18 protein-coding genes are annotated in these 20,353 nt (G+C 44.6%); 11 read left to right on the forward strand and 7 right to left on the reverse strand.

Annotation, left to right across the window (positions count from 1 at the left end):
• Nucleotides 1-123: 123 nt before the first annotated feature.
• Nucleotides 124-3,768: a pullulanase-type alpha-1,6-glucosidase gene (pulA, locus tag AC2204_RS04365; RefSeq protein ID WP_318924260.1), complete on the forward strand. Its 3,645-nt coding sequence runs from the start codon at nt 124-126 to the stop codon at nt 3,766-3,768.
• Between the two features lie 123 nt (nt 3,769-3,891).
• Here the strand turns inward: pulA and AC2204_RS04370 are convergent, their stop codons facing one another.
• Nucleotides 3,892-4,413, reverse strand: a complete 522-nt coding sequence (locus AC2204_RS04370; protein WP_318924261.1) for a DUF4136 domain-containing protein — start codon at nt 4,411-4,413, stop codon at nt 3,892-3,894.
• Between the two features lie 185 nt (nt 4,414-4,598).
• Here AC2204_RS04370 and AC2204_RS04375 point away from each other — a divergent pair, with 185 nt between their 5' ends.
• From AC2204_RS04375 to AC2204_RS04390, 4 genes are all read left to right on the forward strand, one after another.
• Complete coding sequence (locus AC2204_RS04375; protein WP_413466673.1) at nt 4,599-4,925, forward strand: ArsR/SmtB family transcription factor; 327 nt, start codon at nt 4,599-4,601, stop codon at nt 4,923-4,925.
• Nucleotides 4,926-5,079: 154 nt separating this feature from the next.
• Nucleotides 5,080-6,096, forward strand: coding sequence for an ACR3 family arsenite efflux transporter (gene arsB, locus AC2204_RS04380; protein WP_318924263.1), 1,017 nt, complete (start codon nt 5,080-5,082; stop codon nt 6,094-6,096).
• A 140-nt stretch (nt 6,097-6,236) separates the two neighbouring features.
• Entirely contained in the window at nt 6,237-7,187 is a 951-nt protein-coding gene (locus tag AC2204_RS04385; protein WP_318924264.1) for a M23 family metallopeptidase, read from the forward strand.
• Nucleotides 7,188-7,195: 8 nt separating this feature from the next.
• Nucleotides 7,196-7,513, forward strand: coding sequence for a bactofilin family protein (locus AC2204_RS04390; protein WP_318924295.1), 318 nt, complete (start codon nt 7,196-7,198; stop codon nt 7,511-7,513).
• Between the two features lie 5 nt (nt 7,514-7,518).
• On the opposite strand, the gene AC2204_RS04395 is transcribed toward AC2204_RS04390, so the two are convergent.
• A complete protein-coding gene (locus tag AC2204_RS04395; RefSeq protein WP_318924265.1) occupies nt 7,519-7,704 on the reverse strand; it encodes a hypothetical protein in 186 nt (61 codons plus the stop codon).
• A 258-nt stretch (nt 7,705-7,962) separates the two neighbouring features.
• On the opposite strand from AC2204_RS04395, the gene AC2204_RS04400 reads away from it, so the two are divergent.
• The 3 genes from AC2204_RS04400 to AC2204_RS04410 all read left to right on the forward strand — a co-directional run bounded on the left by AC2204_RS04400 (nt 7,963) and on the right by AC2204_RS04410 (nt 10,073).
• A complete protein-coding gene (locus AC2204_RS04400; RefSeq protein ID WP_318924266.1) occupies nt 7,963-8,769 on the forward strand; it encodes a crotonase/enoyl-CoA hydratase family protein in 807 nt (268 codons plus the stop codon).
• A gap of 298 nt (nt 8,770-9,067) precedes the next feature.
• Nucleotides 9,068-9,652, forward strand: a complete 585-nt coding sequence (locus AC2204_RS04405) for a rhomboid family intramembrane serine protease (RefSeq protein WP_318924267.1) — start codon at nt 9,068-9,070, stop codon at nt 9,650-9,652.
• A gap of 79 nt (nt 9,653-9,731) precedes the next feature.
• Nucleotides 9,732-10,073 (forward strand): DUF1840 domain-containing protein, encoded by a 342-nt coding sequence (locus AC2204_RS04410; protein WP_318924268.1) that lies wholly within the window; start codon nt 9,732-9,734, stop codon nt 10,071-10,073.
• Nucleotides 10,074-10,075: 2 nt separating this feature from the next.
• Here AC2204_RS04410 and AC2204_RS04415 read toward each other — a convergent pair whose 3' ends face one another.
• A complete protein-coding gene (locus AC2204_RS04415; protein ID WP_318924269.1) occupies nt 10,076-10,693 on the reverse strand; it encodes a DJ-1/PfpI family protein in 618 nt (205 codons plus the stop codon).
• Between the two features lie 261 nt (nt 10,694-10,954).
• Between AC2204_RS04415 and ppsA the strand changes: the two genes are divergently transcribed.
• On the forward strand, nt 10,955-13,372 hold the full coding sequence (ppsA, locus tag AC2204_RS04420) for a phosphoenolpyruvate synthase (protein ID WP_318924270.1): 2,418 nt from the start codon (nt 10,955-10,957) through the stop codon (nt 13,370-13,372).
• Nucleotides 13,373-13,506: 134 nt separating this feature from the next.
• On the opposite strand, the gene AC2204_RS04425 is transcribed toward ppsA, so the two are convergent.
• The 3 genes from AC2204_RS04425 to AC2204_RS04435 all read right to left on the reverse strand — a co-directional run bounded on the left by AC2204_RS04425 (nt 13,507) and on the right by AC2204_RS04435 (nt 16,764).
• Nucleotides 13,507-13,833 carry an EF-hand domain-containing protein gene (locus AC2204_RS04425; RefSeq protein WP_318924271.1) on the reverse strand — a complete coding sequence of 109 codons (327 nt, stop codon included), beginning with the start codon at nt 13,831-13,833 and terminating at the stop codon, nt 13,507-13,509.
• Between the two features lie 220 nt (nt 13,834-14,053).
• Nucleotides 14,054-14,650: a tRNA (pseudouridine(54)-N(1))-methyltransferase TrmY gene (gene trmY, locus AC2204_RS04430; RefSeq protein ID WP_318924272.1), complete on the reverse strand. Its 597-nt coding sequence runs from the start codon at nt 14,648-14,650 to the stop codon at nt 14,054-14,056.
• 206 nt (nt 14,651-14,856) lie between these two features.
• On the reverse strand, nt 14,857-16,764 hold the full coding sequence (locus tag AC2204_RS04435; RefSeq protein ID WP_318924273.1) for a bifunctional metallophosphatase/5'-nucleotidase: 1,908 nt from the start codon (nt 16,762-16,764) through the stop codon (nt 14,857-14,859).
• Nucleotides 16,765-17,206: 442 nt separating this feature from the next.
• Here AC2204_RS04435 and AC2204_RS04440 point away from each other — a divergent pair, with 442 nt between their 5' ends.
• Nucleotides 17,207-17,422: a DUF2986 domain-containing protein gene (locus AC2204_RS04440; RefSeq protein WP_318924274.1), complete on the forward strand. Its 216-nt coding sequence runs from the start codon at nt 17,207-17,209 to the stop codon at nt 17,420-17,422.
• 213 nt (nt 17,423-17,635) lie between these two features.
• Complete coding sequence (locus tag AC2204_RS04445; protein WP_318924275.1) at nt 17,636-18,994, forward strand: DEAD/DEAH box helicase; 1,359 nt, start codon at nt 17,636-17,638, stop codon at nt 18,992-18,994.
• Between the two features lie 167 nt (nt 18,995-19,161).
• Here AC2204_RS04445 and AC2204_RS04450 read toward each other — a convergent pair whose 3' ends face one another.
• Complete coding sequence (locus AC2204_RS04450; RefSeq protein WP_318924276.1) at nt 19,162-19,917, reverse strand: VIT1/CCC1 transporter family protein; 756 nt, start codon at nt 19,915-19,917, stop codon at nt 19,162-19,164.
• Nucleotides 19,918-20,353 lie beyond the last annotated feature (436 nt).

The following is a 20,353-nucleotide window of genomic DNA, read 5'->3' on the forward strand; positions in this document are numbered from 1 at the left end:
CTCATCCCCCTGACCTTATCAACAAGGTTGATTTCATTGTCATTGATTCATTTATCATTTTTTTAATAATTGATCGTTTCTATATTCGTCGCCAATTTTTTAATTGAATAATGGATTATAACTGTGAAAAAAAGCACTAATAAATTTAAATATTCAGCACTTGCGAAAATAATTATACCGCTATGCTCTGCTGTTGCCGTTGTTGGCTGTAATAATTCATCTTCTGATGTTAGTCCTAGTGGAGGAGATAAGGGGGGGAGTGAGAGTGGCAAGCTTGTGTCGATTTCTCAAAACCAAGCTGCGATTTATTTTAAGCGTGACTCTCGACAAGTGGCTAAATCATCAACGGCTGATCAGTATGAAGGTTATACCTTACATATCTGGAATGATGATTCTTGTGGAAGTTATGACGGTGAAAACTCAGATTGGAGTCAAGGGGTACCTTTAAGTGGCGTCGACGAAACATTAGGAGCATATTGGGTTATCGATTTGAAAGATGATGACTCGCAGTGTGTTAACTTTATTCCGCGAGACTCAGAATTAAACAAACCTCTCGGTGATTTCAATGCCAAATTGGATCTGAACCAGGTTCATAATGACGGTAATTATGTTTTCACTACAGAAGGCATTACCAGCGTTTTTCCTGAACGAGTACCTGAACTACCTGAAAATACATCACGTATTTATATAAATCTTGAAGGTGAAGATTATTCGGACTTGTCGTTACATGTATGGAATGATGATACATGTGGCAGTTTTGAGGGGTCTGCGACCGACTGGGAGGCAGGCTTACCATTAACGGGCACAAGTAAAACATACGGTGCTTATTGGGATATTGCGACGAAGGATGATCCAAGCCAGTGTGTTAACTTTATTCCACATATTGGTAATGAGAAACCTTTATTAGATAACACACAACTTGATCTAGAAAAAGCAGCAGCAATTGGTAATGCAGCATTTACCTTTGAGGGTAGCTCGACAGTTTATTATGAGCCGCTGGTGAAATTACCATCGGCTCAGTTCGCTGGTGCGTCCGCACATTGGTTGACGAGTAATGTTCTAGCCGTTGAAGCCGGTGCGGCTAACGTTGAGCTGTTATATTCAAGTAAAGGTGGAATTGAATACGACAGTAAACAACAATCTTTTTCAGGTGTAGAGAAGACAATTTCTACAATGAAAGCGACGGGCAATGATTGGTCGCTTAAGTTCCCACATCTGAATAACCTGGAAAGCTGGACGCTGGATTTTGAAGGCGCAGATGTTTCACCGAAAGACATCTTAAAGGGGCAGCTATTTACAGTAACCTATGATGCGAGTGGTAATGTGTTGCTAGCCACTCAAGTTCAGTCTTCAGCGGCTATTGACGATCTCTATGCAGGTGATGCCGGTACTGCAGATGACCTGGCCTATGGTGCAATTATCGGAAGCCCTGATGTGACATTCCGTCTCTGGGCACCAACGGCCCAGTCGGTTGCTGTAGTGAAATACTCTGATGATAAAGCCGTTGTAAAAACCTTACCAATGGTGTTCGACGAAGCTAGCGGCTCTTGGAGTTTGGCTACAAGTGATCTTCAAGCATTTGACTACTATCGCTACAAAATTAATGTCTATCATCCTGTTGCGAAATCCATTGTAGAGTATGAAGTAACGGATCCGTACTCATTGAGCTTATCAATGAATTCAGAGTTTAGTCAGGTTGTAGATTTAACTGATCGTTCATTAAAACCCGCGGGATGGGATTCTTTAGCACGACCAGTTACACAAACCAACCCTGCAGAGTTTGTGATATATGAATCGCATGTTCGTGATTTCTCAGCTCTAGATGAGTCAACGCCTAAGGCACAACGTGGTAAATTTACTGCTTTCACAAGTGCTGAATCTGTACCGGTCAAACATCTGAAGTCTCTAAAAGACAATGGTGTTACCCACCTTCATTTATTGCCGTTTTTTGATATTGCGACAATCAATGAAGATCCGCAACAGGTCGCTAATATTGACGCTGCGTTTAGCAAATTATGTACAGTGAATCCAAATGTCGAGAAATCAGAGACGTTTGCACCTTATTGCAAATCCCCTTCAACGATTGCCGATGTGTTGGCGACAGTACAGAAAACTGATTCAGCATCAAATCCGGTGGTTCAGGAGCTGAATCGCTACGTATCGGAGACAGACGGATTTAACTGGGGCTATGATCCATTTCATTACACGGTGCCTGAAGGTTCGTACTCAACCGATCCAGATGGTACACAACGAATCCTTGAGCTTCGTGAAGCTGTAATGGCGGTGAAGACAAATATTGGTATGAACGTCGTGATGGATGTGGTGTATAACCATACCAATTCTGCAGGGCCAGAGTCACGCACATCTGTTCTGGATAAGATTGTACCTTGGTACTACAACCGGCTGGATCCCGTTTCCGGTAATGTTACAAACTCAACGTGTTGTTCCAATACAGCGCCTGAGCGGGCAATGATGGAAAAATTGATCACTGATTCACTTGTCGTTTGGTCACGTGATTATAAGATTGATTCATTCCGCTTTGACCTGATGGGGCACCACCCGTTAGATCAGATCAAGAACTCACTGGCAGCAGTACAGAAAGTTGATAAAAATACCTACTTCTACGGCGAAGGGTGGAACTTCGGTGAAGTTGAAAACGACACGCGCTTTGTTCAGGCGACCCAAAAACACTTAGGTGGTACAGGTATTGGTTCATTCTCTGACCGACTGCGTGATGCTGTTCGTGGTGGTGGCCCATTCGATGGTGGTGATGGTCTACGCCAAAACCAGGGCTTTGGTAACGGTGCCCATGTACTGCCGAACGATATGAGCAAAACTAGCCTAGAAACAGCGCTGCATCTTGCTGATATCACGCGCCTGGGTATGGCCGGTAATCTCAAGAATTTCATCTTGATCGACTCTAAAGGTACGAAGAAATGTGGTGATGAAGTGGATTACAACGGCCAGCCAGCAGGTTATGCCGTCGATCCCACAGAAATTCAGAACTACGTCTCTAAGCACGATAATCAGACTTTTTGGGATAACAACCAGTATAAAATCGCTTATACCGTTGATGCTGATACCCGAGTAAGAATGCAAGCTGTGTCGTTGGCAACAACGTTGCTTGGTCAGGGCGTACCATTCACCCATATGGGGGCTGAACTGCTACGTTCTAAATCGATGCAGCGTGATTCTTATGATTCAGGTGACTGGTACAATAAGGTTGACTTTACCTTACAGGATAACAACTGGGATAAAGGCTTACCTCGGCAGGACAAAGATGGCAGCAACTACGATATCATTACTAAAGTGATTGACGGTGCGGGAGTAAACGCTCAAGCATCGCCAGAGAATATGGCACAAATGGTCGAGTTCTATAAAGAGCTAGCGAACCTGCGTCAGTCTTACTCTCTGATCACTTTAGGGAAAGGTACTGAAGTCAACGCACGTGTGGATTTCCATAATACAGGTGCAGCTCAGGAGCCGGGTCTCATTGTGATGTCGATTGATAACGGTGAAAATTCGGGTGTCGATATTGATAGCAGCATGGATGGGCTGGTGATTGTGATTAATGCGTCAAATTCAGTTCAAGATATTGCGATTGATAATGTATCTGGCTTAACGTTAAGCCCGCTACACACGTCATCTCTTGCTCAAGGGGCAACATTTACGGATGGCAAGATGACAGTACCAGCATGGACGCCGGCAGTATTCGTTCAAGTTCGTAACGGTCAACGAGGTGCTGGTATTCCAGTGACAACTAAATAACTGATTAAAAAGGTATCCACTCAAATTAAAAAGTCCTCAATTGAGGACTTTTTTATACATATAAATCGGTCGCATAATTATCTGACTGACCAATAAGAATTAAAGACACCGGCAGACAGACGGTCACTGCGGCGGATACTGCTTGAACATTTCGCTAATTTGCTTATCGATGAATTCAATTCTGGAGCTTGGTGTCATGGTTTCAGTGAGTTTTCGCTGTGAAACAGCGCGCCACACCACTTGGTTGGAGCTGTTTTCGATTAGCTCGACAATCAGTTTTCCGTAGTTGTACTCTTTGTAACGGGTGGGAGAACTGAATCCGATCCCCACGTTTCTGGAAGCGTAGCCAAAGCCAACGCTGGTACCATAAGATTCAAAGTCTGATTGTTTCTGAATGTAGTGTTTGATCGTGAGGTCAGCGTTAGTCTCTGAGGCGTGCCGCAAGCCTTTCATTGCCAGTTGTGTCGCAATGGCTTCTTCGACTCGCGTAGCGTCAAGGCTGACGGCGGTCTGGCTTGGCGGTGCAGCAAACAGGTATGTGTTGAACTGACTATAGTCAACCTGGCTATTGTAATCGGTTGAGACATCAGTACTACAGCCAGCAAGTAACAGGCTTAAACAGGCAGAGCGAAATAGATTGGCCATAGCAATATCTCGTTATCGTTTCTGAAATCAGTATAGCAAAGGGATATCAGTTAGTTGGTTGTGAAAAGAGTTTATGCTGTGTGATTAAACGTTAATCTCCGTCAGGTTGATTATTGCTAGATAAAGATCTATCATCGTTATTCGACGATTGACGAAGTGGGCTGATAACTATGTCTGATAAAAAAATGCCGCCTAAGCAAACAGCACCATGTGTAACCGTACTTGACTGCATTGATGTTGATGAAGCACAAGAGCAGGCAATTGCCGCGGCGGCTAAAGCGTTGTCTCATCCGGCAAGGATCCGAATTCTACGTATACTCGCTCGCCAGCAAGGTTGTTTGAATAGTGATTTGGTGGGTGAACTGGGTTTGGCACAATCGACAGTTTCCGAACATTTACGAATATTGCGCGAAGCGGGTTTTGTTATTGCTGAACCTAAGCCGCCGAGAACGTGCTTTACCATCAATGCGGATAAACTTAACGAATTTCGTTCTATGCTGACTTATCTGTAGTCATGTTTAAACGGATAAATCATTGGCGAATAACTTTTTTATGAGTCATACAAATCGATAATCGACGATTTGCTATATGTTGGGCTATCAATAAATAGAAACGATCTGATGGCTGTTCGATTTTCAGGTGTGAAAATTAAAGGTATTGAAAATTATGGGTATTTTTGAACGCTTTCTAAGTGTATGGGTGGGGCTTGGCATGCTGGCTGGTATTGCTGGTGGGATGCTGTTTTCTGATTTTTTTGCCTTCCTTGGCCGGTTGCAGTATGCGCAGATAAATATGGTTATTGCAGTACTGATCTGGCTGATGATTTATCCGATGATGATGAATATCGATTTTTCTGCGGTGCGTAATATTCACCGTCGACCAAAAGGTTTGATTGTTACCATTGTGGTGAACTGGTTGATAAAGCCATTCACGATGGCGCTGCTGGCAGTGCTATTTATGCGCTATATTTTTGGCGCTTGGATTTCCCCCGAACTCGGTGAGCAATACATTGCTGGAATGATTTTATTGGGGGTTGCCCCGTGTACCGCAATGGTATTTGTCTGGAGCCAACTCACAAAAGGCGATGCTAACTATACCGTGGTCCAGGTTGCCATTAATGACTTGATCATGGTCGTTGCATTTGCGCCCATTGCCGCGTTTTTACTCGGTGTTACTGATGTGATTGTACCGTGGGATACCTTATTGCTATCCGTCAGCCTGTTTGTGGTTATACCATTGGTTGCCGGGACAATGACACGCCACTTCATTCGAGATCCGATCCGGCTTGATAAGCTAGGCGCCCGTATTAAGCCGCTTTCAATTGTCGGCCTTATTAGCACGGTGATTTTGCTGTTTGGTTTTCAGGCCCAGACAATTATTGATAATCCCATTGATATTGTATTCATTGCGATTCCACTGCTTATTCAGACCTACCTTATTTTTGCGGTAACCTACTTTTGGATGAAAAAATGGAAGCAGCCTCATTGCGTCGCAGCTCCAGGCAGTATGATTGGAGCATCAAACTTTTTTGAACTGGCCGTAGCGGTCGCAATCAGTCTGTTTGGTATTCATTCTGGTGCGGCCTTGGCGACTATTGTCGGGGTCTTGGTTGAGGTGCCGGTAATGCTATCGCTGGTCGCTTATGCCAACCGCACCCGAGGGCAGTTTCCAGTACAGAGTTAAGGTTTAGTGACTCTTGTTTCCTTATGGCAGTACATAAAATGCCATTTTAGACTGTTTCATCTATGGTCTATTTAATCGTGTCGTTAATCTGGTCGCCATGATCAGTTACTGATATCGAAGACAGTGCAGATAGTTTAGCTATGAAAGACCGAACCATTGTTACCATTTCAAATGTTCATGGAACCAGAGACCTTCATTTTGGCAAGTGGATTAGGGTCGGTTTGAAGAGCACTGTAGCACTGATATTGGTTGTGTGTGTTTTTACAGCAGGACTTATCTATTACCTGAGTAATGAAGTCGACTATTTCAAGTACCAGGAAGAAACCTTGTTGACTCAGTCTGTTTCTCAACAGCAGGCGTTAAGACAGCTTGAATTACAAAAGCAAGATTTGGCTCATGACCTTGTGCAGAGGGATGGACGGTTGTTATCTGTCTCGAATCGTCTGAGTGATCTGGAAATATTTTTAGGTGTTAACCGTGATGAAGCAGTTGACCTTGAATCTCGTTTAAATGTTGCCGCGTTGAATTCAGCGGTCAGAGTCAAACTGCTGCAACAATTGCCAAATGGCTCACCAGTTAAAGGACATAAAGTATCATCTGGTTTCGGTATCAGAACTCATCCGATCACAGGTAAAAGGCGTCAACATCGGGGAATCGATTTTTTAGTCAATACCGGAACACGGGTTTATGCAACGGCAGATGGTGTGATAGGAACCGTCAGGCCGAGTCGTAAAGGCTCAGGTAATTTTTTAAAGGTTCAGCATGCGTTTGGTTTTACGACGTCCTTCTCACACTTAAAGTCCTTTAAAGTTAAAGCCGGTGACTTTGTTGAAAAAGGTGATTTAATTGCGCTTTCAGGGAACACCGGTTTGTCGTCTGGGCCCCATCTGCACTATGAAGTGCGTTTTGTCGGCAGAGCATTAGATCCTCTCACTTTTGTTGAGTGGAAACTGGATAATTATGAGTCAATTTTTAAAAAAGAGAAGAAGGTCAAATGGGAATTTTTGGTAAAAAAAGTCGAACAGCGTATCAGCTCTCAGCTACAACTATTATCGCAAAAGGATGCCGAATTACTGGTTCAATCCAATTAGCCTGCGATATCCAGGTTGATGGTGAAATTCACGGTAAGCTGAGTTCAGAAAAGTCAATCGTGGTCAGTAAAGAGGGGCGAATCGAAGGCGAGATCTATGCCGATAAAATTATCGTCAATGGCATTATTGAGGGAACGTGTTATGCCAATTCGATTGAAGTTTTGGAAAACGGGAAAATTAATGGGGCAACATACAGCGATGATTTAAGTATTGAACGAGGTGGCGTTTTCCTCGGTGAGACTCATGTTATGGATAAAGAACAGGTCGTTAATATTACAGAGAAAGAAAAAACGGTAGATGAGCCTGTCAGAAAAACGGGAAGTTAGTAACGCTATTTATTACCGCAGCTGAACCCGTCATTAAACTCGATATGGCGAGCTTCCGAGAGCCTGTATTCACGGGTGTGTTTGTCACTGTGGGGAAACTGACAGTAAATGGGGTACTCTCTGTGTAAGCCGTTATCCAGAAAGGCTTCCAGAACATCCTGAGTATCTGCAATTAATGTTATTTCTTTCATCACAGTCCCTCCCTAAATAGTCAGACCTTTCTTCTAGTAAAGTTGTTATTTCATTGTCACATTGTCTTAATAATAAGAAGCTTGGAACAGCGTTCTGGCAGATGAGCGGTAAGCCACCGCAGAGGTGTTGGTCAATCAAGCGTATTAGCAATTTAGTGACTACTTACCCACAGCGTAAAAAATAATAGGGTTAAATTTCATCCGGAAGGTTAATTGTGTGTTAAATTTATCTGGACAGACCAGATGAGGGTAAACCAAATGACATGGAATAAGTTATCCGTTACCGAAGGCAATGGCATTGTCACGGTCGCATTGAATCGACCGGAAAAACTCAATGCCTTAGACATGGAAATGTTCACTGAGTTAGATGCTGTCAGTAAACAGTTACGTAAGCGCAAAGACATACGAGCTGTGATTCTGACTGGTAATGGTGGCACATTCAGCAGTGGATTGGATATTAAAAGTATCGCGGCAAAAAAATCTAAGATCTTAAGTTTATTAGCCAAAATACTGCCGGGTAATGCGAACCTGGTGCAGCGAGTTTCAAGAAACTGGCGTCTGATCCCTGTTCCGGTGATAGCGGTTATCGAAGGGCGTTGTTATGGGGGAGGGCTACAAATTGTAATGGGGGCTGATTTACGTATTGCCGCACGCGATGCTGAATTATCGGTCATGGAGATCCGCTGGGGGTTGGTGCCGGACATGGGCGGGCTACTGGCTCTGCGAGAAGTGATGTCTAAAGATGTCGCGATGCAGTTAACGCTAACCGGAGACATTATTTCTGCTCAAGATGCCTTAGAGTATGGCATGGTGACAGAGGTGAGTGAAAACCCGATGGAAACCGCGCTCAGTATATGTCGCAAAATTGCCACAGCGTCACCAGATGCCATTGCGGCCATTAAATACACCACCAATCGTTGCTGGCTAAGCAGCGAACGAGCGCTGTTAGCGAGAGAAACGATTTGTCAGATTCGATTACTGCTGGGAAGAAATTCTTCGATAGCCGCAAAACGCCAGCGAACAAAAACAGATATTGATTATCAGGATCGGCAATCGTTCTGGTGATCCAATCCCCAAATTGCCTCAAGACGAGCGAAATGTACCTGTAAATAAGATATCTTTTCAAACATATTCTCTTTCAAAGAGATTCTCTTATAAAAGAGTATTCCTTATATAGATTGTATAAAAGGCGCTATATGCGCCTTTATCGTTATTTGCGGGCAGTATCTGTAAGACACGTCGGGACTATCCGTTGGATCTATGTCAGGCTGACGAACAAAGAGCGATAGCTATACTAATTAACGGATGTCTTGAAACCGAAAATCATCGGCAGAGGATCTGTTAATGAGAGGGAATAAATACAGTGGCAATATTGGACGAGAAAAATAAAGACGCAATTAAGTTGATCGTGATTATCAGCCTGCTGTGTCTTGTGGTTCATGTAGCCAATATTTGGCTAGGCGGCGCACTCAATGATTATGGTCTATTGCCTCGCCATATTACCCACTTAACCGGACTGGTGGCTTATCCTTTCTTACATGGTTCCTGGGAGCATTTGATCAGCAATCTGATCTCGTTTGCTCTGCTAGCGCTACTTGTCTCTCGTTCAGGGCTTGCCCGGTTGCTGGTGGTGATGCTGATCAGTTGGGTGGGGAGTGGTATTGGTGTCTGGTTCTTCGGACGGTTAAGTTTTCATATCGGGCTGAGTGGGATCATCTATGGATTGTGGGCCTACTTATTAATCTATGCTTTGATGTATAGAAGTCTGAAGTCCATTGTGATTGCCGTAATTGTCATGTTTCTTTATGGCTCAATGGTGTGGGGGGTCCTTCCAGTTCATCAGTGGGTGAGTTTTGAAAGCCATCTGTTTGGCGCATTAGCCGGGGTTGTTGCCGGTTACTTGTTTGCTAAGCGCGACAAAATGAGAAAGAAAGAAGTTTTACAATAGATTCCACACGAAAACCTGATGCCAACCTAAGCAGATAAAACGAGAACTAGAATTGGATCAACAAAAATAAGGAGTCATCATGTTAATTACCTTTAGTTGCAAAGTAAGCGGCAACGTCACAATGTTCGGCGATATAGCAAAGCAACTGCTTAAAATGATGGGATTCAGTGAGACAGTACCCGGTGCGATAGATGCTGAAGATGTTCCCCAGGCACTCGCGAATTTAAAACAGGCGATTGATGAGGCCAAACAACGTCAGCGTCAGGAAATGCAAGGGGGAACCGACGCTAAAAAGATGGCAGAAGATGAACTGGATGATGCGGATTATGAACCTGAAATCAGCATCGCCATACGTGCCATACCGTTAATAGAAATGCTGCAAGCGGCAGAAAAAGAGCAATGTTACATTATGTGGGAATAGAGTCAGCGGACAATATGAAGAGGAGCAAAAGGGTCATCTCTGGGATCGTTCTGCCAGAGGTATTCAGCATGAATAGCCACCTTTCTTGCGACTTCTTCACCGTGCCGGTGGCCAATAAATGCCAGTGTCATATCGATACCTGCTGCAACACCGGAAGAGGTGAAAATATCCCCATCTTGTACCCAGCGAGCGACAGGCTGCCAGTTAATTTCGTTACCGAAGCGTGTTACCCAATGATAATTCTTTTTATTGGTTGTGGCAGATTTGTTCTCAAGTAACCCGGCATTAGCCAATAAAGCGGCACCGGTACAGACCGAGCAAAGATACTGAGTGTGAGCGGCTGTTCGCTGTAGCCACGATAATACCTTGCGGTTTTCGACTTCGACGCGCGTTCCAATACCGCCCGGAATTAATAATATGTCGCTGTGAAAGGCATCCTGGAAGCTGTGATCCACCATTATTTGAGGCCCTTGGACGCTGGTCACAGGCTGACCGGTTTCAGACACCAGTTTTAGCCGGTAATCATTGTTTAGTACACCGAACATCTCCAACGGCCCGAATGCATCTAACAGTTCAAATTGATTGAAGAGCAGGGTCGTGACAGTCAGCTTTGATGACATAGGGATCCTTAGTTTACTTAACGGTGAAAGGCCTTTGTTTTACCAGAACTTATATAAAGCATAGTTAAAGATGAGTGAGGAAGGGAAAGGAGACGAAAATATCCGGTATTAATATTGTACGATCATAGCTTGTCGTCCATATTTATATCAATTGTTCATCCAGTAAAATCGAATAGAACCCAATGCCCGGTTTGGGTACGGCACAATAAAAAGAGTTAATCGCCTGCATTTTCTGTCACCTTTTGACTAAGGAATAATGTTATGACAGCCCAAATACCACCTCAAACACCCGGTCAGAACAGTAACACCGATATTATCCGTTGGTATGAGCATCTGGGTATTGCCGATATTGCCCTTGTGGGGGGGAAAAATGCCAGTTTGGGAGAAATGATAAGTAAAATGGCGGCAGACGGTATCTGTGTCCCGACGGGGTTTGCAACCAGTGCCCAATTGTATCGTGATTTTCTTAGCCAAAACGATCTCGATGGACCGATTGCGGAGCATTTGGATGGGTTGTCGAACGGGGCCGAAAATCTCGCCCAAACCGGTTTTGCCATCAGGCAGATGATTTCACAGGGCGAATTTACCGAGATACAGAAGCAGGCGATCGAACAAGCATATCAACAATTATGCACTCGTATTGGCTGTGAAAATGTCAGTGTGGCGGTAAGAAGCTCAGCCACAGCAGAAGATTTGCCTGAAGCCAGTTTCGCCGGTCAGCAAGAAAGTTACTTAAACATAACCGGCATAGATGATTTGTTAGAAGCCTGTCGTCAGTGTTTTGCCTCACTGTATACCGATAGAGCGATTATCTACCGTCAGGAGCAGGGGTTCTCCCATCAACAGGTGGCGCTTTCTGTTGGGGTACAGCAAATGATTGAATCAGAAGCCGCGGGGGTAATGTTCAGCCTCGATACTGAAAATGGCTTTCCTGATGTGGTGATGATTAATGGGGCGTGGGGGTTGGGTGAAACGATTGTTAAAGGCAGTGTGACGCCCGATCGGTTTATGGTTTACAAACCGCTGCTGAAAAACCCTGAGTTACGCCCGATTATTGAAAAACAAGCAGGCAGTAAATTACAAAAGATGGTTTATGCCTCATTGGCGCAAGAGCCGACCTTAATAGTGGCAACAGATGAGTCAGAACGTTCATCGCTGGTCCTATCCGATGATGAAGTGCTGAGCCTGGCGCGTTGGGCGGTTAAAATAGAACAGCATTATGCTTGCCCCATGGATATGGAATGGGCCAAAGACAGCCGCAGCAAGCAGCTGTATATTGTGCAGGCGCGTCCGGAAACCGTTGAATCCCTCAAAGATACTGCGGTATTAATGAATTACAAGCTGAAGGGACAATCCCCGGTACTGTTAGAAGGTGCCAGTGTCGGCAGTGCCATTGCAACTGGCGCGGTATTTAAGATCCTAAGCCCTGATGATATTGAACAATTCCCAGACGGTGCAATATTGGTTACTGAACGTACCGATCCTGACTGGGTACCGTTAATGCGTAAGGCCTCCGGGATTATCACCGATACCGGAGGGCCGACCAGTCATGCCGCGATCGTCAGCCGTGAGCTGAAGGTGCCGGCGATTGTCGGCACCGAAAATGCCACGCAAGTGCTGAATACTGGCAAAGAGATTACACTCAGTTGTGCTGGTGGAGCCGTTGGTAAGGTTTACGAAGGCATACTTGAATTTGAAACTGAGCAAGTTAATCTCGATGATATCCCTCATACTCAGACAGATATCATGATTAATGCGGCAATGCCCGACGGTATTTTCCGCTGGTGGCAATTGCCAGTATCGGGTATTGGTTTGACACGGATCGAGTTTATTATATCCAGCCAGATTGGCGTGCATCCCATGGCGCTGGTTGACCCTGAACGTATTTCCGACCTTGTAACAAAAGATAGAATTGCCCGGCTGACTAACGGTTATAAACACCAGCCCGATTATTTTGTCGAGAATCTCGCCTTAGGTGTTGGCAAAATTGCCGCTTCGCAATATCCAAAACCGGTGATTGTCAGAATGTCAGATTTTAAGTCGAATGAATATCGGGGTTTGCTGGGCGGTGAGTTTTTTGAAATTAATGAAGAAAACCCGATGCTTGGTTTGCGTGGTGCCTCACGCTATTACCACCCGCTTTATCGGGAGGCCTTTAAACTGGAATGTCAGGCGATAGTCAAAGCCAGGGAAGAGATGGGGTTTGACAATATCATCGTGATGATTCCATTTTGCCGTACCACGGGTGAAGCTGATCGGGTGTTGGATGTGATGGCCGAAGCGGGCCTTAAGCGTGGTGTCAACGGCTTGCAGGTTTACGTGATGTGTGAGATCCCCTCCAATGTGATCTTAGCGGATCAGTTTGCCAAGCGGTTTGATGGTTTTTCTATTGGCAGCAACGATCTCACTCAGCTGGTGTTGGGTATTGACCGAGACTCTGCCGAATTAAAGCCCCTGTTTGATGCCCGCGATGAGGCAGTAAAAAGCATGATTGCCCAGGTGATCAAAGTGGCACATCAATATGGTTGTAAAGTGGGGATCTGTGGTCAGGCTCCGTCAGATCATCCGGAATTTGCCGAGTTTCTGGTCGACTGCGGTATTGATTCGATTTCTCTGAATCCTGATTCCGTCGCCAAGGCGAGTCAGCATATTGCCCGGGCCGAGAAAAAGCGTGATTAGAGGGCTATCCGAGATAGAGTTATGTTGCGCTTGCCGCCATGTGGCTCTGCTATGTTCTTCATAATGAAAAGCCCATCAAGAAATGGGCTTCTAGATTCAAATTACATTGCAGCTGTGATGTAAAATAGGCTTTTTTACCACTTAGCCATTCGATTATTGACCTGATGGGTATTGAACTCATCGGGATCAATCACACCGTCTTTATTTGTGTCAATGACATCGAACCTGTTAGCTTGATTTTGATTCTTCATCATACGCCCTTCAGCTTTTCGTTCGCTTATCCTTTGTTGACGGAATTGTTCGAACTCTGTTGGGCTGATGGCTTGATCCTGGTCGAGGTCAATTTGGCTGAACTGAGGCATATTGCTATTCATTTGCATACCGCTGTTCTTCGCTGCCAAGCTTGTACCAGATATCAGACTAAGACCAATTAAAGCAATGATGGTGATTTTTGTGTTCATTATGATAGCCTCCTTTGCTCTCGCTCATCTATAGAGTACTACTTTATAGGTATACGGGTGTCAGGCTATGTAAAGTAACGTAAGCACGGTGTGTAAATATAAAGTAACAACTCTATATCACAATATGCCCGTCGAGAGAAAGGGATAGGGATCATATGACCCCTTTCCCACGCTTGATAGGTATTATTACTTACGACGTGACTTTGAACAGGAGCTAGGGTTACTGGCCGAGATCCAGTTCATTGTGGATCAATACCACACACTGGGAGGCGAACAGCATCTTTGGTCCCAAGCTGATCTTTTTTGCTCCCAGTCGTTTCAAACTGTTAAAGCTCTTTTTTGGCATCGGAATATGATCTGTAAGTAAAAAGCAGGGGTTGCCTTCAAACTCTTGCTCGCGAATAGAGGTGCCTTTTTTGTCCATCATAAACAGCTGATAGTCTTCGGCTAGCTCCTGAACGAGCTTTTCAAAGCTGATGGTGCGAACGATGATACCGGGCTCTACGCTACGCTCTTGCTCCTTGCTCATCCCCTTGGAGACGTCCAAGGCCCTGGCGACCTTATGCAGCAGCGCTTGTTCGTGAAAACCGCCGATATTACTAAGCTCGTTAGAATCAAAGCTAATGGTGCGGGAAAAGTCCTGTGTGCTTTCCAGTACCAGGTGAACGATGACATCATCGCGGTGCGATTGTGCCACAAAAATAGTGTTCATCAGGGTGTGAGCCAAAATTTCGGTGTGGGCCTCCTGACCAACTGACGCCAATAGTAGTTGACTGTCGGTAGGTGCTGATCTGGCTCTTAGTACAAAGGCGCGCATAGATGAATATCCTAGATGTTAGAGTATTGCACTTATATAAGTGCTGATGTTTGTGGTTATTTAGCGGCCGGCTATTATCACAGTTTTGATGGGGTATGTAAAAAGGCATTAGATGATTTTGATTATGTGTCAGTGTGTTACTGATGAATAGGTATAAAAATGATGAAGAAAGCCCCCGGCATGCGGAGGCTTTCAATGATTTTTTACTATTTATTCAGCGCCTTAGTGATAATGATGTCTCGCTCGATTTGGCGCTTATCGGCATCGTTAGTCGTTGCTATTAACTGAGTTTCCAGTTGGGCTATATAGGCGTCGAATTTGGCTTTATCACTGAACATTTTGTCTTTCACGTTGATCGACTCAATGTTGGTATAGCGGCCGTCTTCGCTGACGGGAACAGAAATTTCACCGGCGTTAATCAGATTTTTCACGATTTCACGCTGTTTTTCGTAGCCTTCCAGGCCACTTAAATGCCAGCGATTCATTGGTTTACCCTGATAAACACCACCTTTTACTTCTGACAAGTAACGAATAGTCAGGTTACGAATGGTGCCGGCTTCTTCGCCGTATTCTTCTTCGGTATCAAAAATAACCGGGAATTTACGGCCTTCCAGTATGCCGCCATTTTTAGTCAGGTGGCCCATGCGATAGCTGTTCATGCCAATTTTGATTGGTGTGCTATCGGTGATCATTTTTCCATCGGCAAATTTCAGCTCTTTAATGCGTTGGCCTGCTGGCTCGGTTAAATCAATGGTGTAGGTAACGCCAGCAAAGAAGTCGTTGGTCGAGTATTTTGACGAGCGCCGCTCCGGGTTGAAGCTGTAAGTCACGTCGCCATCTTTGACGCTGTTAAAGTATCCCGCGGACCATTCCATGTAGGTTTTCAGTTCTTTTCCCGTCAGTTCATATACCGTGATTTCACCGCCGGCATACTGGTAGTTGTAGGCAATATCTTTAGCTTTGATTTGACCAACATCCAGCTCAGCGTTGTCGTTGTCGATTTGCAGTGCAATCACATTTGCGATAGGTGCGTAATGCATGCTGGCTTCCTGAAACAGGGCGCTGATCCCTGTGTCTTGAATGTGTACCTGCGGAATACCCTTGATTTCATTTTCAGGTACCAGATCGACACCTTTTAGCTGTGCGACAATGCGATTGGCATTTTCACGCAGGCGTTTATGGTAAGGCGCATACAGCTCTTCCATTTTATCATCCGAGGCTATGCCCTGGATCTTGTAGGTGTAGCTGTCTTTGTTTACGAGAGTGAATTTGCCTGCTTTCTCTTCAAATTGCAGATCGATACGGGAAAGGGCACGGCCATATTTATCGGGTTCTGTAATGATCACGCCATTCACAACAGCCTTATCGATGCGGGTATGCATGTGGCCTGCGACAATGGCATCCAGCTCTGGGTTGGCTTCGGCAATGTCGCGAACGCCAGTCGCTTCAATGTTGTTTTCATTATCTAAGCCCATGTGTGCAACAAGCACGATGGCATCCACTTTGCTGTCAATTTGCTTGATGACTTTCTTCACTTCCAAAGATGGATTGGTGAAAGTCATGCCTTCCAGGCGGTTTGTGCCTTCAGCAAAGACTTGGGTCATTGGGGTATCCATACCAATCACACCGATTTTCACGCCATTTCGTTCAATAATAGTGTAAGAAGGCAAAAATGGGTTGCCATCGGCGCGTGTGATATTTCCCGCGAGAGACTGGCCGTTAAACTGTGAGAGTGAACGGTTAAGTACTTTTAACCCGAAATCGAATTCGTGGTTACCGAGCACCCAAACATCATAGGCCATTTCGTTAAATCCCAGCATCATTGGATCAACAGGTTCATCTTTAAAGGTTTCAACAAAGTTGCCCTGAATAGTGTCACCGGCGTCAACCAGTATGACGTTAGATTGCTCGGTACGGATATTTTTCACTTTAGTGGCAATCTGGCTCAGGCTGCCGCGCATATTGAGTTTGTCACTGGCGTAATCCCAAGGCATGAAGTGACCATGAATGTCAGAGGTTCCGAGAATTGTAACATCAAGAATATCACCATCAGCGGCTATTGCTGGGCCGGCCATAGACAGAAAAATAGCGGAGGCTAAAATTCGTTTTTTCATCGAAGACTCTTTTTTTAATTAGGTTATTTGTGCGGGCATATTAGGCTTTATTGGCAGATAAATACCCGGCCCATCTCTCATTTGTAATGTAATAATGTCAGTCTATTTAATGAATTGTGAGACATGTGCATGCTGCTATAGCCAAAGCAGGCTTGTGACTGGCATTATTTGCTCTGTCATTTGGTTGCTGTGTGGGGGAGACTAAACATTCATACTCTTTATTAAGCAGTAGTAAGGTGACTTCATCTGGTTTGAAGGGATAGATCTCAGATTAATCTCATCGGCACTTTTCTGCTTCATACTTCTATTTCACGTTGTTTTCAGGTTAAAGAAATTGTTGCAATGACAAATCGTGCTTGTTATTGGCCTGAGAGGCTTTACAATCAGGGCATCGAAACCCCGGTTCTTTTATGAACCTTTTGAATGTGATCGACAGAACACGATGAATAGAAAGAAAAAAGTAAACGAGATCCTTAAAAAAAGATTGAAAAAATCTAATGCGAAATTACAGACTAGTAATAAGCCGCGTTACATTTCTAAAGCTGAACGTGCAAAAATGGAATTAGAAGCAGCACAACAAGCTGCTGAACAAGATGTGACTGCAACAGAAGAGCAAGCCACTGCGGATGTGGTTGCCGATGAGTCTGACTCTAAATAGTGATAATCATGTCATCTGAATCAAGAAAGAATCTTAATCCGTAAACACCATGGAAAGGCGTTAGATAACGCCTTTTTTAATGGTTTTTCAGTAGCTTTAACAAGGGTCAAAACTGAGTATTAATAGTACTTAGCCGCGATATCCTGTAGGCTACACGCCCTCCCGCCGTCGAGGCGGTCTAAACTGTGATAAATAATGACAAGAGATGATCTTATGAGTTTTGCCTCTCTGGGCCTATCTGCCCCAATCCTTGAAGCTGTAGCCAAACAAGGCTATGACACACCTTCGCCTATTCAGGCTCAGGCGATTCCTGCTGTGATCGAAGGTAAGGATGTAATGGCAGCGGCTCAAACCGGCACTGGTAAGACAGCAGGTTTCACACTTCCTGTTTTAGAGCGTTTATCAAAAGGCCAACGTGCTAAACCTAATCAGGTGCGTGCGCTAATTCTGACTCCAACACGTGAACTTGCAGCGCAGGTTGCTGAAAGTGTTGCTTTATACGGGAAGAACCTGCCTTTAAGTTCTGCAGTTGTATTTGGTGGCGTTAAAATTAACCCTCAAATGATGAGATTGCGTAAAGGGGCTGATGTTTTGGTGGCAACACCAGGTCGCTTACTTGATCTGTATAACCAGAATGTAGTGAAATTTAGCCAGTTAGAAGTACTGGTTCTGGATGAAGCTGATCGCATGTTAGATATGGGCTTTATCCGCGATATCCGTAAAATCTTAGCGGTATTGCCTAAGCAGCGTCAGAACTTACTTTTCTCTGCGACATTCTCTGATGAAATTCGTCAGCTGGCGAAAGGTCTGGTTAATAACCCGGTTGAAATTTCTGTTAGCCCGCGTAATACAACGGCACCTTCAGTAAAACAGTGGATTTGCCCGGTAGATAAGAACAAGAAGCCAAATTTATTAACCAAGTTATTAAAAGAAAATAACTGGGGTCAGGTATTAGTCTTCACCAAAACCAAGCACGGCGCTAACCGCCTGGCTACTCACCTTGAAGGTCGCGGTATTAAATCTGCGGCAATCCACGGTAATAAGAGCCAGGGCGCACGTACTAAAGCGTTGGCAAACTTCAAGAGTGGTGACATTCAGGTATTGGTTGCAACTGATATTGCGGCGCGTGGTCTGGATATCGATCAACTGCCACAAGTGGTTAACTTCGAATTGCCGCATGTAGCCGAAGATTATGTTCACCGTATTGGCCGTACAGGCCGTGCTGGTTGCGATGGACAGGCCGTTTCTCTTGTCTGTGCCGATGAGTTTAAAGACTTGGCTGCAATTGAACGTTTGATCAAGCAAGTGTTACCTCGTGAACTCGTTGATGGTTTTCAGCCTGTGAACAAGTTGCCAGAGTCTCGTTTAGACACGCGTCCGCTTAAGCCGAGTAAACCGAAGAAGCCAAATGTTGATCATCGTGATGGTCAGCGTTCTGGCGAAAATGCAAAAGGCCATAAGCCGCAGGGTAAAAACAGACGCCATACGGGCAGCCAGAATAAGCCAGCGGGTCAATCTGGTGATGGTGTTAAGCCTGCGCAGAGACGCTCTCGTCCTCAAACCAACGGGTAATAACCGGAATTCTATTAAATAGCCGACCTTGAGTCGGCTTTTTTGATCTGGTTTGGTATTCGTTTAGCGGTCAAGCCCAATTTCATTTTCTTACTTCATTAACCGAGATCAGGCTGACTGTGGATATTGCTGGTTAATATTTGGGGTAAAATAACCACAGCTTACATTCAGCCAATGCCAAATATCTCTCGTAGCAGGTAGCCCGTAAGGAATGCAATGCCTGCTGCTGTCCCGCCTGTCAGTAGCGTACGTAATCCTGAAATAAGTACGGGCTTAGCAAAGACGAGGCTTTTTAGCATGCCGATAGAAAAAAACATGCTGGCGGCAAAGCAGGTGCTGAGCATAAATTGTTGTTGCATGTCCAATACCGGAATAAGAAATGGTATTAAGGGCATTGCCCCCACAATCAGGAATGCTAAAAAGGTTGTGATGGCTGATTTCCACGGGTTTGGCGTGGTTTTCTGTACGCCGTGCTCTTCTGTAAGCATAGTTTCTACCCACAGATGCCGATCCTGGCTTATGGTTTCCACAATCGATTCAAGGATTTTACCGTGAAAGCCTTTTTTCTTAAATATTTGGCGTATTTCTTCTTTTTCTCCTTCGGGTACTTCATCAATATGATTTTCTTCGGATTTCCTAATGTCGTCGGTAAATTCCTGCTGCGCCTTAATGGATTCGTAATTACTGATAGCCATGCTGAATCCGTCCGCAAAGAGATTGGCAAACCCCAGCACTAAAGCCACCGATGAAGAAAACCCAGCGCCAACGGCCCCAGAGACAACGGCAAAGGTGGTGACACACCCGTCAATCCCTCCAAGCACTGCATCAGAGATATTCTGCGATTTAGGAGCCTGTTTCAGGCGTTGTTCTATCGCTTTCGGGTGATGTTCGCGTACAAGATCTTCATTCGAGGTCTTTTTCATTCTGAAACTCCCAACAAAGAGTTATTTATAGCTTATACCAATCGGGACAATAGTCTGGATATTCAGGTACATCTGCCACAGTTTCGAGTCTCATTCTGATTGGCATTTATTCTTTTCCATGATGATTTGACGCTTTAGCTAGAATTAATAGCACAGTTGCCAGATGGAAAAATGCTGGATGATAATCCTGAATCGTGCCCAGAAGTCATGATATTGAGCATGCCAGGCTTTGGTGATTGGATTGAATCTACAGGGCCGTGGGGTGCAGCTGTAAGGCCATCAATTATTATTGAATGTACTCGTTACGGTTGTTTTAGTTAATGCTCAACTTTCTGATTAATGATTGAGTATGGTCAGCTCACAGTAATGAAATTCAAAACTATAAATTTCGTCAGTCTTTTCTATAAATAACAAGAGTATTCCTTTTAGTATGAGC

The organism is Photobacterium sp., from assembly GCF_057456235.1.

Excerpts from the sequence above, each read along its gene's own strand:
- AC2204_RS04370 (WP_318924261.1), bottom strand. The coding sequence starts at position 4,413 with ATGGCCAATCTATTTCGCTCTGCCTGTTTAAGCCTGTTACTTGCTGGC.
- AC2204_RS04375 (WP_413466673.1), top strand. The coding sequence starts at position 4,599 with ATGCCGCCTAAGCAAACAGCACCATGTGTAACCGTACTTGACTGCATT.
- arsB (WP_318924263.1), top strand. The coding sequence starts at position 5,080 with ATGGGTATTTTTGAACGCTTTCTAAGTGTATGGGTGGGGCTTGGCATG.
- AC2204_RS04385 (WP_318924264.1), top strand. The coding sequence starts at position 6,237 with ATGAAAGACCGAACCATTGTTACCATTTCAAATGTTCATGGAACCAGA.
- AC2204_RS04395 (WP_318924265.1), bottom strand. The coding sequence starts at position 7,704 with ATGAAAGAAATAACATTAATTGCAGATACTCAGGATGTTCTGGAAGCC.
- AC2204_RS04400 (WP_318924266.1), top strand. The coding sequence starts at position 7,963 with ATGACATGGAATAAGTTATCCGTTACCGAAGGCAATGGCATTGTCACG.
- AC2204_RS04410 (WP_318924268.1), top strand. The coding sequence starts at position 9,732 with ATGTTAATTACCTTTAGTTGCAAAGTAAGCGGCAACGTCACAATGTTC.
- AC2204_RS04415 (WP_318924269.1), bottom strand. The coding sequence starts at position 10,693 with ATGTCATCAAAGCTGACTGTCACGACCCTGCTCTTCAATCAATTTGAA.
- ppsA (WP_318924270.1), top strand. The coding sequence starts at position 10,955 with ATGACAGCCCAAATACCACCTCAAACACCCGGTCAGAACAGTAACACC.
- AC2204_RS04425 (WP_318924271.1), bottom strand. The coding sequence starts at position 13,833 with ATGAACACAAAAATCACCATCATTGCTTTAATTGGTCTTAGTCTGATA.
- trmY (WP_318924272.1), bottom strand. The coding sequence starts at position 14,650 with ATGCGCGCCTTTGTACTAAGAGCCAGATCAGCACCTACCGACAGTCAA.
- AC2204_RS04435 (WP_318924273.1), bottom strand. The coding sequence starts at position 16,764 with ATGAAAAAACGAATTTTAGCCTCCGCTATTTTTCTGTCTATGGCCGGC.
- AC2204_RS04440 (WP_318924274.1), top strand. The coding sequence starts at position 17,207 with ATGAATAGAAAGAAAAAAGTAAACGAGATCCTTAAAAAAAGATTGAAA.
- AC2204_RS04445 (WP_318924275.1), top strand. The coding sequence starts at position 17,636 with ATGAGTTTTGCCTCTCTGGGCCTATCTGCCCCAATCCTTGAAGCTGTA.
- AC2204_RS04450 (WP_318924276.1), bottom strand. The coding sequence starts at position 19,917 with ATGAAAAAGACCTCGAATGAAGATCTTGTACGCGAACATCACCCGAAA.